Origin of the sequence: Micromonospora sp. NPDC047074, assembly GCF_040643815.1 — a bacterium.
In the GTDB taxonomy this organism is placed as follows: Bacteria; Actinomycetota; Actinomycetes; order Mycobacteriales; family Micromonosporaceae; genus Micromonospora.
Genome location: NZ_JBEYVB010000006.1, coordinates 13706 through 25864 on the forward strand (window position 1 = coordinate 13706; position 12159 = coordinate 25864).

The following is a 12159-nucleotide window of genomic DNA, read 5'->3' on the forward strand; positions in this document are numbered from 1 at the left end:
CCGGCGGTCACAGGTCGGGCCGTCCGTCGTCGGGTGTGGAGGCGAGGGCGTGGAAGCGCCGCGCGATCCGTCCCGCCCGGTACGCGAGCCGACCCGCCTCGACCGCGTACCGCATGGCCGTGGCCATCGCCACCGGGTCGGCGGCGCGGGTGACCGCGCTGGCGAGCAGCACCCCGTCGCAGCCCAGCTCCATGGCCAGCGCGGCGTCCGACGCGGTGCCGATGCCGGCGTCCAGGATCACCGGCACGTCGACGCTCTGCCTGATCAGCCGGATGTGGTGCGGGTTCGACACGCCCAGGCCGGAGCCGATCGGCGCGCCCGCCGGCATCACCGCGGCGCAGCCGACGTCGGCCAGCCGCCGCGCCAGGATCGGGTCGTCCGACGTGTACGGCAGTACGACGAAGCCGTCCGCCACGAGTTCCTCGGCGGCCCGCAGCAACTCCACCCCGTCGGGCAGCAGCGTGCGCTCGTCGCCGATCACCTCCAGCTTCACCCAGTCGGTGCCGAACGCCTCCCGCGCCAGGTGGGCCACCTTGACCGCCTCGCCCGCCGTGTAGCAGCCGGCGGTGTTCGGCAGCAGCCGCACGCCGCACCTGTCGAGCAGGTCCAGCAGCCCGCCGGCCGTGCCGGGGGCGGTGTCGACCCGGCGCAGGGCCAGGGTCACCAGTCCCGTGCCGGACGCGCGGATCGCCTCCTCCAGCACGCGCAGGTTGGCCGCGCCGCCGGTCCCCAGGATCAGCCGGGACGCCAGGCGCACGCCGCCGAGTTCCAGGCTCACCGCGTCACCCGCCCTGGGCGGCGCTGAGGACCTCGACCCGGTCGCCGTCGACCAGCACGGTCGACGGCCAGCCCGTACGCGGCACGACCTCCCCGTTGACCGCGACCGCGAGGCCGCGCCGCTGGTCGGTGACCGCGCGGACCAGGTCCGCCACGGTCGAGCCGCCGGGCAGGCTGCGCCCGGCGCCGTTCACCGTCAGTTCCACGTGTGCTCCTCCTCGGATGCCGAGCGACCGCGCCGTCCGTCGACGGCCGTACCGGCCGGTTCCGTCGTGCCGGCCGGCTTCGTCCTGCTGGCCGGTTCCGTCGTGCCGGCCGCCGGGAACCGGGCCGGGGCGAAGGGGGCGAGCATCGGGTCCGCCGTACCCGTGCTGACCAGGTCGGCGATCAGGTCGGCGGTGACCGGGGTGAGCACGATGCCGTGCCGGTGGTGCCCGGTCGCGGCGAGCACGCCGGGCCGGCCGGGCAGTGGGCCGAGGATCGGGGCGTTGTCGGGAGTGCCGGGGCGCAGGCCGGCGAGGGTCTCCACCAGGTCGTACTCGGCCAGCTCCGGCAGCAGGTCGACGGCGGCGCGGAGCAGGCGCAGCACCGCCCCGGCGCCGACGCGGGTGTCGGCGCGCTCCTCGACGGTCGCGCCCACCACCACCTCCCCGTCGGGCCGGGGGACGAGGTAGACGTGCTCGCCGTCGGCGTACCCCCGGATGACGTGCCGGAAGCCCGGCGCGACGCCGTCGGGCGCGCGGAGCCGGAGCAGTTGCCCCTTCACCGGCCGCACGGGCAGCCCGGTCAGGGCCGCCGCGCCGCAGCCGGCCGCCACCACGGTGACCCCGGCGTCCACGTCGGAAAGCGAACGCACGGCGGTGGGCACCAGCGTGGCGCCGGCCCGTTCGGCCGCCTCACGCAGCGCCGGCACCAGCCGGCGCGGGTCGACCTGGTGGTCGGTGGCGGCGAACGCACCACCGCGCACCCGGGGCGCCAACGCCGGCTCGCGGTCCCGCAGCGCCGAGGGTCGCAGCGGCGTCACGGGCAACCCGATCCCCTGCTGGTACGCCCACAGCCGGCGCGCCTCGGCCAGGTCGTCGGCGGTGAGCCCGACCATCAGCGTGCCCTCGGTCCGGTAGCCGATGTCCACGCCGGTGACGGTGGTCAGCTCGGCGGCGAAGGCCGGCCAGCGGGCGGCGGAGGCGGTCAGCAGCCCGGTCAGCTCGTGCTCGCCGAAGTACGCCTCGGCGACCGGCGCGAGCATCCCGGCGGCGACGTGTGACGCGCCGCTGCCCGGGGCGGGATCGTGCACGGCGACCCGGAACCCGCGCGCCGCCAGGCGCCAGGCGATCGCCAGCCCGACCGGCCCCGCCCCCACCACGGCGACGTCCGGTCGGCTCAGCACCCCAGCGCCCCCAGCAGCTCCGCCGTCGCCCGGGCCGGATCGGCCGCCCCGGAGATCGCCCCCACCACCGCCACCCCGTACGCCCCGGCGGCCACCAGCGCGGGCACCCTCGCGGCGGTCACCCCGCCGATCGCGACGACCGGCACGTCCACGGCGTCGGCGACGGCACGTACGCCGGCCGGGCCGATCGGCGCCGGCAGTCCCGTCTTGGTGCTGGTGACGTGGCACGGGCCCACGCCCAGGTAGCTGGCCCCACCGGCGACCGCCTCGGCGGCCGTCCCCGGATCACGGGCGGTGGCACCGAGCACGGCGGCGGCACCGAGCACCCGGCGGGCCGCCCCGACCGGCAGGTCCGCCGCGCCGACGTGCCCACCGGCGGCACCCACCGCCAGCGCCACGTGCAGCCGGTCGTTCACGAGGCAGGTGGCGCCGTACCGGGCGCAGAGCGCGACCGCCCGGCGAGCCAGGTCGTACGCCTCCCGGTCGGTGGCGTCGTCCGCCACCCGGACCTGCACGACCAGCTCGGCGCGGGCCACCGGAAGGGCGGCCCGCAGCACGGTCAGCGGATCCCGCCCGGGTCGGGTGTCGGTGATCAGATGCAGTCGCCCGAGGGACGGCACGGCAACACTCCTCCCTGCGCCGGCATTACCCGGATCAGGTTCGACGGTCGGGGGCTCACAGCCCCCCTCTCAGCCCGGTGTACCGGGCTCCCGTGGGTCACTTGCGGGTGTCACCGTACGACGGATTCCCCGACTCCGCCAAGGGTGAGCAGCGGATTTCACATTGGCCGCCCGAAGCCGACGACCGGGGCTGCGGGTGACCGGCCGATCACGTGATGCTGGCCGGATGCCCTCCGCCGCCCGGGTTCCGCCACGCCTGGCGTTCCAGTCGTTCCGGGCCAGCACCGCCGTCGCCGAAGGGCTGGTCACCTGGACGATGTTGCGTGGACGGTCCTGGCGCCGGCTGCTGCCCGACATCCACGTGCACCGCGACGGCTACCAGGTGGACGACCACCGGATGTGGTGCGACGCGGTCGCGCTTTCGCTGCCGGTCGGCGCGGCGATCGCGGGTCGCAGCGCCGCGTACCTGTGGGGCGTCGACCTGCTCGACCGGGCCGCGCCGGTGACCGTGCTGCTGCCCCGGCTGCCCAGATGCGGCCGCACCCCCGGGTGGCCGTCGCCCGGTCCACCCTGCCGGACGGCGACCGCACCAGGTTCGCCGGGCTGCCGGTCACCACCCCGCTGCGCACCGCCTTCGACCTGGGCCGGCAGGGGCCGCGCACCGATGCTCTCGTCGCCGTCGACGCGTTGCTGTACCGCAGGGTGGTAAAACTCCCCGCGCTTCGCGCATACGCTGACGCGAGGACCGGCTGGCCCGGGATGCCCCTGCTACGGGAGGTCCTGGCGCTGACGGAGCCCCTGACCGAGTCGCCGATGGAGACCCGCCTCCGGCTGCTCCTGCTCGACGCGGGGCTGCCCCCACCGACCGCCCAGCACGATGTGCGGAACGCCCGGGGCATGTTCGTCGGCCGGGTCGACCTGGCCTGGCCCGCGCTGCGCGTCGCCGTCGAGTACGACGGAGACCACCACCGCGAGCGCGCCCACTTCCGCCAGGGTGTCGCCCGGCTCAACGCCCTGCGCGCGGCGGGCTGGGTCGTGCTCCGCTTCACGGCCGACGACGTTCTCCGCCACCCCGGCCGCACCGTCGCCCTGGTCACCCAGGCGCTCCGCGAGCGCCGCCCCGCCCACTGACCCTCTCACTCCCGTCCCGGCCCGGGGCTTCCCGACGCCACCCACCCACGCCACTCCCCGTCACCGCCCTGCCTACACGCGCGCCTGCCCCTCAGCCCTGACAGACGTCTAACCCGTCACCGCCCTGCCACATGACCGAGGAACCAGCGGCGTTGCCGGCTCAGTGGAACCTCAGGGGTGTCTCCGCCCTCCCGTGACACCCATGACGTTCCACTGAGCGAGCGCACCGGCCTCGCTGCCGTCCGCGCACGTAGCGGTCCGCCGACCGCAGCCCGGCCGACCGCAGCCCGGCCGGCCGTCGACTGAGGCAGCGCAGTGCCGACGCGACTCGACCTGGGTGGAACGCCATGGGTGTCTCCGGTGCCGGGTGACACCCATGGCGTTCCACCGAAGATCGCACACACCCGGCGATCCGGACCCGTGCACGGCGGCAGCGCCCCATGCGCGGAGACGCCCCGCCGCGACGCGGGCCCTCGTCGTCACGCTCGACACCACCGCACACCCCACGTGGCGCGCACACCCACGCGGCACGCACACCGAAGCCGGCACGCACACCGAAGCCGGCACGCACACCGAAGCCGGCACGCACACCGAAGCTGGCGCGCACACCACGTGGCGCGCAGACAACATGCGCACCCGGTGTCGGCGTGGGTCAGAGGATGGCGCGCAGGGCGTCGAAGTCCGCTTCGGTCGGCTGCCACGTGCCGGCCTGCGCGTTGGACCGCACCTGCTCGGGCGTGGTGGCACCGGCGATCACCGAGGTCACCGCCGGCTGGGCGGCCAGCCCACCGATGGCCACCTGGAGCATCGACAGCCCTCGCTCGGCGGCGTACGCCTCGATCGCCTCGATGGTGTCCCAGTCGGCGGCGGCGAGACGCTCGGCGTACCGGCCGCCACCGGCGAGGCGGCTGCCGGCCGGCGGTGCCTGGTCCCGCTTGTACTTGCCGGTGAGCAGCCCGTTGGCCAGCGGGAAGAACGGCAGCAGCCCCAGGCCGAACCGCTCGCAGGCCGGCACCACCTCGGCCTCGACGCCGCGTTCCAGCAGGCTGTAGTGGTTCTGCGCGCTGACGAAGCGGGTCCGGCCGGCGGAGGAGGCGACCCAGTCCGCGTCGGCGATCTGCCAGCCGGCGAAGTTGGAGTTGCCCAGGTAGCGGACCTTGCCGGCCCGGACAAGGTCGTCGAGCGCGGCGAGCGTCTCGTCGATCGGGGTGCCCGGGTCGGGCTCGTGCAGCTGGTAGAGGTCGATGTGGTCGGTGCCGAGCCGGCGCAGCGACGCCTCGACCGCCCGGGCCACGTAGCGCCGCGCGCCCCGGGCGCCGTGGTCGGGGCCGTTCAGGCCGTGCATGTCCATGCCGAACTTGGTGGCCACCACCACGTCGTCGCGCCGGCCCTTGAGCGCCCGGCCCAGCAGTTCCTCGGAGCCGCCCTGCGGCTCGCCGTAGATGTCGGCGGTGTCGAAGAAGTTGATCCCGGCGTCCAGCGCGGCGTCGACCACCGCCCGGGTGCCCTCGAAGTCGAGCTTGCGGCCGAAGTTGTTGCAGCCGATGCCGACCACGGACACCACGAGCCCGGAGTCGCCCAACCGGCGGTACGTCATCTCATCCACGGGACCCACCCTAGGCCGCCCGGTCCGGCGTACGCGGCGGACTGTCAGTCGAGCACGTCGTCGACGAGGCGACGGGCGAGGGTGAGCGTGGCGGCCAGCTCGTCCGGAGTGTGCCCGACCCCGCCCAGCAGCGCCTGCGCCCGTCTGGTGAAGTCGGGCGGCGCGCCCGGCAAGCGCCCGGCGGACGCGATCATGCCCTTCTCGTTGACCAGCCACCGCCCGGCGCGGGCGTGCAGCACCTGGGCCAGTACGCCGACCCCCCGGAACAGGCAGCCGGCAACGTACCCGCTGTCGCCGGCCACGGCCGCCTTGGCGGCTCCGGCCACCAGGAACCGGGCCTCCCAGCCGCTGGCGGTCAGGGCGTCGGCCAGGGCGGGCGGGTACGCGAGGGTCTCCTCCCGCAGCGCGGTCAGCTCGCCGGTCGGGTCACCGAGCACACGGCAGAGCGCCACCTCGCCGACGTAGCCGGGCGAGTAGAACCCGAGCGGGTGCCCGGCCTGCACACCGACCTCGTAGCGGCCGGCCCGGCAGTCGGCCCAGATCCGGTGCACCCGGTCGAGGTCGCGGTAGATCCAGTCGACCGCCGCCCCGCCGATCCGCAGCCATCCGCCGCCGTCGACTCAGGGCCCCCAACCGCCGGGCCGGGTCAGCTCGACCTGCTCGTCGGCCACCGAGGCGGCGACGGCCAGCAGCCCCGGCACGTCCAGTTCGCCCCGGTAGTAGAGGCCGACGTCCCAGTCGGAGTCGGGCCGGTGCTCGCCCCGGGCCCGGCTGCCACCGAGTGCGACGGCGACGACTCCGCCGACCGCGCAGAGTCGGTCGGCCAGGTCGGCGGGGATCACGCCACGTCCCAGACCGGCTCGGGGGTCTCCACCACCTCGTTGTCGCCCCCGAACAGCACGAACCGGTCGAAGGAGCGGGTGAACCAGCGGTCGTGGGTCACTGCCACCACGGTCCCCTCGAACGCGGTCAGCCCGGCCTCCAGCGCCTCCGCCGAGGCCAGGTCGAGGTTGTCGGTGGGCTCGTCGAGCAGCAGCAGCGTCGCGCCGGACAGCTCCAGCAGCAGCACCAGGAAGCGCGCCTGCTGCCCGCCGGAGAGGGTGCCGAACCGCTGGTCGCCCTGCCCCGCCAGCTCGTACCGGCTGAGCGCCGCCATCGCGGCGTGCCGGTCCATGCCGGCCCGGTGCTCGTCGCCCCGCCAGAGGATCTCGACGAGGGTCTTCGCCGTCAGCTCCGGCCGGTCGTGGGTCTGCGAGAAGTGCCCGGGGCGTACCCGCGCGCCGAGCCGGGCCGTCCCGTCGTGCACCACCGGCGCGAGCGCGGCGGCCCCGTCCACCGGGCCGTTGGCCGGGTCGGGATCGGTGCCGCCCCGGGCCAGCAGCCGCAGGAAGTGCGACTTGCCGGTGCCGTTGGCACCGAGCACCGCGACCCGGTCGCCGTACCAGATCTCCAGGTCGAACGGGTAGGTCAGGCCGTCGAGTTCGAGCTGCTCGCAGACCACCGCACGTTTGCCGGTCCGCCCGCCGGTCAGCCGCATCCGGATGTCCTGGTCCTTCGGCGGTACGGGCGGCGGCCCGGCCTCCTCGAACTTGCGCAGCCGGGTCTGCGCGGCCTGGTAGCGCGACGCCAGCCCGTCGTTGTACGCGGCCTTCTGCTTGTACATCAGCATCAGCTCGCGCAGCTTCTGGTGTTCCTCGTCCCAGCGTCGGCGCAGCTCGTCGAGGCGTTCGTGCCGGGCCACCCGCGCGTCGTGCCAGCTCGCGAAGCCGCCCGGGTGCACCCAGGCGCTGCCGCCCTCCACGGCGACCACCCGGTCGGCCGTGTGGGCCAGCAACTCCCGGTCGTGCGAGACGTAGAGCACCGACTTGCCGGACTCCCGCAGCCGCCCCTCCAGCCACCGTTTGCCCGGCACGTCGAGGAAGTTGTCCGGCTCGTCGAGGAGCAGCACCTCGTCGGGGCCACGCAGCAGCAGTTCGAGGGCGAAACGCTTCTGCTGGCCGCCGGAGAGGGTCCGGACTCCTCGTTCCCGGGCACGGTCCCAGGGCAGGTCGAGCACGATGGTGGCGACCGTGTCGAAGAGCACCTCGGCGTCGTACCCGCCGACCTCGCCCCAGGCCGCGAGCGCGTCCGCGTACGCGAGCTGGGCCTTGCCGGCGGCGGTGCTGTACTTGCCGCGGACCTCGGCCGCGCGCATGGCCTCCTCGGTCTCGACCAGCCGGCGGCCGGCGTCGCGCAGGGCCGGCGGGGCCAGCGACAGCGCCAGGTCGGCGAGCGTGGACTCGTCACCGATCATCCCGATGAACTGGCGCATCACGCCCAGCCCGCCGGCCCGGGCGATCGCGCCGGTCTTCACCGGCAGGTCACCGGCGACCATCCGCAGCAGCGTCGTCTTGCCGGCGCCGTTCGGCCCGACCAGGGCCACCTTGGCGCCCTCACCGACCCGGAACGACACGTCGGAGAAGAGCTCCCGGCCGTCGGGGAGAATGTGCCCGACCGCCGCCACGTCCACGTATCCCACGTCGGCATCCTGCCCGAGCACCGGCCGGGCGGCCCAACCAATTACCGGGTGACCCGCAGCACCCGGTAGCCCTTCTGGCTGGCGTGCCGCTTTACCTGCCAGCCCTGCTCGACGAGCCAGCGCTGCAACGAGTCCCCGCCCAGGTAGCGGGCCACCACCAGCCAGGCGACACCGTCCGGGGCGAGCCGGGGCAGCCAGCGCAGCAGGAGCCTGTGCAGTTCGTCCTTGCCGACGTGGATCGGCGGGTTGGACCAGATCTCGGCGAGGGTCAGGTCGGCCGGTACGTCGTCCGGCGCGGCGACGCGCACCCGGTCAGCCGCGCCGATCCGCGCCGCGTTGGCGGCGGTGAGCGCCCGGGCCCGTTCGTTGACGTCGACGGCCCACACGGTCGCCGAGGGCGCCGAGCTGGCGAGTACGCAGGTGATCGGCCCGAAGCCGCAGCCGAGGTCGAGCAGGGCGCCGGTTGTCCCGGCGGCCGGCAGGTCGGCCTTGCGCAGCAGCACCGCCGTGCCCGGGTCGAGGCGGGTGGCGGAGAAGACGCCGGCGGAGGAGGCCAGGGTGTAGTCGCGGCCGGCGACGGAGAACTCGACCTCGCGTGGCTGGGCGGCGGTCGTGGGCTCAGCGGTGAAGTAGTGGTCGCCGGTCACGCCGGCAATTCTCGCACCGCCACCCGGCACGGCGGCGTGGGCCCGGCACGGTGGACCCGGCCGGTGGGGTGGCGAGCGTGGAGGCGCAGCACGACCCGCGACATCCGCGCACACAGTTTCCCATTATTCACACCTAAAGGGATAATGCATCCTACTCTGGGCAGTATGGTGTATCGGTACGAGTCCGATGAGGACGCATTCATGGAGCACCCGGCGCCCGGGTCCGACCGGCCGGGGCTCGCTGCCGGTCCGCCGCCCCCGGCCGGGCCCTCCCCCTCCCGCTTCCCGACGCCGTCGTTGCCCCGGCGCAGCCGGCCCGCGCAGCCCCCGGTCCACGTCGAGCCGAGCCGCGCCAGGGCCCAGGTGCCGCCGCCATCACCCCACCAGACGCTGCCGCAGCCGCAGGCCCAACCGCACGAGCAGGCGCCGCCGCACGCGCGGGCGGAGTCGCACGGGCAGGCGGAGTCGCACGGGCAGGCGCCACCGCACCCGCAGCCACAGCCGGCCGCGCAGGTGCACCCGCACGAGCAGGCGCGGCAGCCGCCCACGCAGAACCAGCCGTACGAGCAGGCGCAGCCGCCGCTCGCGCGGGTGGAGTCGCCGGTCGAGCCCCCGGCGCCAGCCGAGCCGCCCCCGTCGGCCGGGCCTCCCGCCCCCCGGCAGGGCGGCGGTCGGCTGTGGCAGGTGGTGGTGGGCGGCGCGGCCGTGCTCGTGCTGCTCGCGCTCTGCGGCCTCGGTGCCGCCGCCCTGCTCGACGAGCGCGGCCAGAACCCGCAGACCGCGTCCACCGCGCAGCCCGGGGTAAGTGACTCGGCCGGGGCCGACGCCCACGACCTCGACTCCCGGGACACCGACCAGGCGCCGCTGACCGCCAAGGAACTCTTCCCCGGCAAGCAGCTCGCTGTCGCCGACGGAGAGCCCGCCTACCGGGTGCTGAGGACGCACTCCAGCGCCAGCTGTGCGGTGGCCGCCACCGGGGAGGTCGCCGACCTGCTGGTCCGCCTCGGCTGCAACCAGGTGGTCCGGGCCACGCTGCGGACCTCCGACGGCGACCATCTGGTCACCGCCGGATTGTTCAACCTGACCGACCGCGCCAACGCCGAACGCGCCCGGGACCAGGTCCGGCAGTTGCTCGACGAGCGGGAGGGCCGGTTCCGGGGCATGGCGGCCGGCGAGGACAGCGAGACGATCGCCACCGCGCCGGCGCGCGTGGGCTGGCAGGTCCGGGGGCACTACCTCGCGTACGCGGTGGTCGCCCGCAGCGACGGCGAGACGATCAGGTCCGGCGACACCACGGCCCGGGAGATCCTCTTCGACATGATCGAGCTGCACCTCAACCAGGGTGTGCTGGACCGCCGGGCGGCCGGTGGGACGGCGTCGCAGCCGACCGACGAGAGCGCGGACAGGACCAGCACCCAGGACGGCGGCGACCTACCCGGCGAGTGACCGAACCGCGACGGGGAACGGGTGCGCCGGCCACGCCGCGCACCCGTTCCGCGTGGGTGGCCGGGTCACGCCTGGAGGTCCACCCGGTGCGTCCGCAGCAGGTCGAGCATCCGGTCGTGCGGGACGGCGTACTTGACCCGCCCTTTGAAACCGGCCGTGGTGCGCGCCATGAACAGCGAGTTGAGCAGAGCCTCCTCCACGGCCTCCAGCACCACCGCGAAGATCGGCTCCAGGTCGGACTCGGGCACGTTCGGCGTTTCCACCCCGGCCGTGGAGAAGGCCAGGCCGTAGTCGCCGCTGCCGCCCGCGAAGTCCGAGCCGACCCGCCCCATCGCGAAGACGGCCCGGCGGGCGACGCGGCCCAGTTGCCGCGCGTCGAGCCGGCCGTCCGTGGCGACCACGATCACGCAGGAGTTCCCCGGTGGCTCGGGCCGGCTGGGTGGCGGCGGGACGGGCACTCCCACCTGCTCGGGCCGGACCGGCACCCCCGACACCTGGAGCACACCGGAAAAGTTGGCCTGCACCAGCACACCGACGGTGACCGTGCCGCGGGACGTCGTGGCGAGCCGCGAGGACGTCCCGATGCCGGCCTTGAAGCCGAGCGCCGTCGTGCCCGTACCGGCGCCCACGGCACCCTCCGCGGGCAGGCCACCACTGGCCTCCGCCAGCGCACCGAGCACGTGTTCCTCCCGCACCGGCCGCGCCCGGATGTCGGACAGGAACCCGTCGTTGGTCTCCGCCACCACCGGGTTCAGCGACTCGGCCGCCTCCCGCCCCGGCTGCCCGAGCATGTACGTGAGCAGCCCGTCTGCGGCCCGGAACGTCGACAGTGTCGCGGTCAGCACGACGGGGGTCTCGATCTCCCCCAGCTCGGCCACCTGGGTCGAGCCGACCATCTTCCCGTGCCCGTTGCCCACGAAGAGGCCCGCCGGCAGCGACCGACGGTCCGTCAGCTGATCCGGCACGATCGCCGTCACCCCGGTCCGGATGCTGTCGCCCTCGACCAGCGTGGTGTGGCCGACCCGGACGCCGGGCACGTCGGTCACGGCGTTCAGCGGTCCCGTCGGCATCGTTCCGACGACGATGCCGAGTTCCCGGCAACGGCGGGGTTCCTGCACGGCTTCCACTCCCTCAGCCCTCCACCGGTACACGCAGTTGCCGGGTCGCCTCGGCACGGCTGGCGTACTCGGCCGGGTCCTCGGGGTAGCCGACCGCGACCAGGGTGAGCCCGTGCGCCGGCGCCACCGTCACCTCGCTGGACCGTTCCCGGCGGGTCAGCAGGCTGCCCGGCCACTCGACCGGCCGGCGCCCGTCCCCGGCGACCAGCATCGCGCCGACCAGGCTGCGCACCATGGCCTGGCAGAACGCGTCGGCCTGCACGGTGGCGACGAGGACGCCGTCCGGGTCCCGCCGCCAGTCCAGCCGGGTCACCTCGCGCAGCGTGGTGGCGTGCTCCTTGCGCCGGCAGTACGCGGCGAAGTCGTGCTCCCCCACCAGCCCCGCCGCGGCGGCGTTCAACGCGGCCAGGTCCAGCGGCTTCGGCCAGGCCAGGATCTCGTGCCGGCGCAGCGGCTCGGCGCCCCACGGTTCGTCGGTCACCCGGTACTCGTAGCGGCGGAAGGTGGCCGAGAAACGGGCGTCGAAGTCCGCCGGCACCTCGGCCATCGCGCGTACCCGGACGTCGGTCGGGAGCAGCCGGGCCAGCCGGCGCAGCAGCCGCCCCTCGTGTTCCCCCCACACGGCGGCCGGCAGGTCGACGTGGCAGACCTGGCCGGTGGCGTGCACGCCGGCGTCGGTGCGGCCCGCCACGGTCAGCCCGGACGCCGTCCCCGCGCCGAGCACCAGGTCGAGGGTCTCGGAGAGGACGCCGGCGACCGTGCGCCGGGTCGGCTGGGCGGCCCAGCCGGAGAAGCCCGACCCGTCGTACGCGACGTCCAGCCGCAGCCGGGTGCGCTCGTCCACTCGTACCTCCCGTCTCACGGGTCGGGCCCGGCACCCCACGAGGGGTGCCGGGCCCGACGGTGGCC

The 12159-nt window shown here is 75.1% G+C and carries 13 protein-coding genes and 1 riboswitch; of the genes, 2 read left to right on the forward strand and 11 right to left on the reverse strand.

What is annotated here, in order from left to right; all coding sequences use genetic code 11:
* Positions 1-7: 7 nt before the first annotated feature.
* From ABZ809_RS11415 to thiE, 4 genes are all read right to left on the reverse strand, one after another.
* The gene (locus ABZ809_RS11415) at positions 8-778 is read right to left on the reverse strand and encodes a thiazole synthase (RefSeq protein ID WP_357562384.1); all 771 of its coding nucleotides are present in this window, start codon (positions 776-778) and stop codon (positions 8-10) included.
* Between the two features lie 4 nt (positions 779-782).
* A complete protein-coding gene (gene thiS, locus ABZ809_RS11420; RefSeq protein WP_357562385.1) occupies positions 783-983 on the reverse strand; it encodes a sulfur carrier protein ThiS in 201 nt (66 codons plus the stop codon).
* Positions 974-2164: a glycine oxidase ThiO gene (gene thiO, locus ABZ809_RS11425; protein ID WP_357562386.1), complete on the reverse strand. Its 1191-nt coding sequence runs from the start codon at positions 2162-2164 to the stop codon at positions 974-976. The genes thiS and thiO overlap by 10 nt, the downstream gene beginning before the upstream one ends.
* A complete protein-coding gene (gene thiE / locus ABZ809_RS11430; protein ID WP_357562387.1) occupies positions 2158-2784 on the reverse strand; it encodes a thiamine phosphate synthase in 627 nt (208 codons plus the stop codon). Before thiE ends, thiO begins: the two co-directional genes overlap by 7 nt.
* A riboswitch (TPP riboswitch) is annotated at positions 2779-2887 on the reverse strand. Its footprint overlaps the gene before it by 6 nt.
* A gap of 428 nt (positions 2888-3315) precedes the next feature.
* Here thiE and ABZ809_RS11435 point away from each other — a divergent pair.
* Positions 3316-3915, forward strand: a complete 600-nt coding sequence (locus ABZ809_RS11435) for a DUF559 domain-containing protein (RefSeq protein ID WP_357562388.1) — start codon at positions 3316-3318, stop codon at positions 3913-3915.
* Between the two features lie 652 nt (positions 3916-4567).
* On the opposite strand, the gene ABZ809_RS11440 is transcribed toward ABZ809_RS11435, so the two are convergent.
* The 5 genes from ABZ809_RS11440 to ABZ809_RS11460 form a co-directional block, all read right to left on the reverse strand.
* Complete coding sequence (locus tag ABZ809_RS11440; protein ID WP_357562389.1) at positions 4568-5530, reverse strand: aldo/keto reductase; 963 nt, start codon at positions 5528-5530, stop codon at positions 4568-4570.
* A 35-nt stretch (positions 5531-5565) separates the two neighbouring features.
* Complete coding sequence (locus tag ABZ809_RS11445; RefSeq protein ID WP_357562390.1) at positions 5566-6072, reverse strand: hypothetical protein; 507 nt, start codon at positions 6070-6072, stop codon at positions 5566-5568.
* A gap of 69 nt (positions 6073-6141) precedes the next feature.
* Positions 6142-6363, reverse strand: a complete 222-nt coding sequence (locus tag ABZ809_RS11450; RefSeq protein ID WP_357562391.1) for a nucleotidyltransferase domain-containing protein — start codon at positions 6361-6363, stop codon at positions 6142-6144.
* Positions 6360-8039: an ATP-binding cassette domain-containing protein gene (locus ABZ809_RS11455; protein WP_357562392.1), complete on the reverse strand. Its 1680-nt coding sequence runs from the start codon at positions 8037-8039 to the stop codon at positions 6360-6362. Before ABZ809_RS11455 ends, ABZ809_RS11450 begins: the two co-directional genes overlap by 4 nt.
* A 41-nt stretch (positions 8040-8080) precedes the next feature.
* Positions 8081-8686, reverse strand: coding sequence for a methyltransferase (locus ABZ809_RS11460; protein ID WP_357562393.1), 606 nt, complete (start codon positions 8684-8686; stop codon positions 8081-8083).
* 201 nt (positions 8687-8887) lie between these two features.
* On the opposite strand from ABZ809_RS11460, the gene ABZ809_RS11465 reads away from it, so the two are divergent.
* Positions 8888-10132: a hypothetical protein gene (locus ABZ809_RS11465; protein ID WP_357562394.1), complete on the forward strand. Its 1245-nt coding sequence runs from the start codon at positions 8888-8890 to the stop codon at positions 10130-10132.
* A 65-nt stretch (positions 10133-10197) separates the two neighbouring features.
* Here ABZ809_RS11465 and ABZ809_RS11470 read toward each other — a convergent pair whose 3' ends face one another.
* Together ABZ809_RS11470 and truA are read right to left on the reverse strand one after the other, a co-directional pair.
* Positions 10198-11250: a P1 family peptidase gene (locus tag ABZ809_RS11470; protein WP_357562395.1), complete on the reverse strand. Its 1053-nt coding sequence runs from the start codon at positions 11248-11250 to the stop codon at positions 10198-10200.
* 13 nt (positions 11251-11263) lie between these two features.
* The gene (truA, locus tag ABZ809_RS11475; RefSeq protein WP_357562396.1) at positions 11264-12094 is read right to left on the reverse strand and encodes a tRNA pseudouridine(38-40) synthase TruA; all 831 of its coding nucleotides are present in this window, start codon (positions 12092-12094) and stop codon (positions 11264-11266) included.
* Positions 12095-12159 lie beyond the last annotated feature (65 nt).

What these genes read in the sequence shown, in the direction of transcription:
- ABZ809_RS11435 (WP_357562388.1), top strand. Translation starts at nt 3,316, where the DNA reads ATGCGGCCGCACCCCCGGGTGGCCGTCGCCCGGTCCACCCTGCCGGAC.
- ABZ809_RS11465 (WP_357562394.1), top strand. Translation starts at nt 8,888, where the DNA reads ATGGAGCACCCGGCGCCCGGGTCCGACCGGCCGGGGCTCGCTGCCGGT.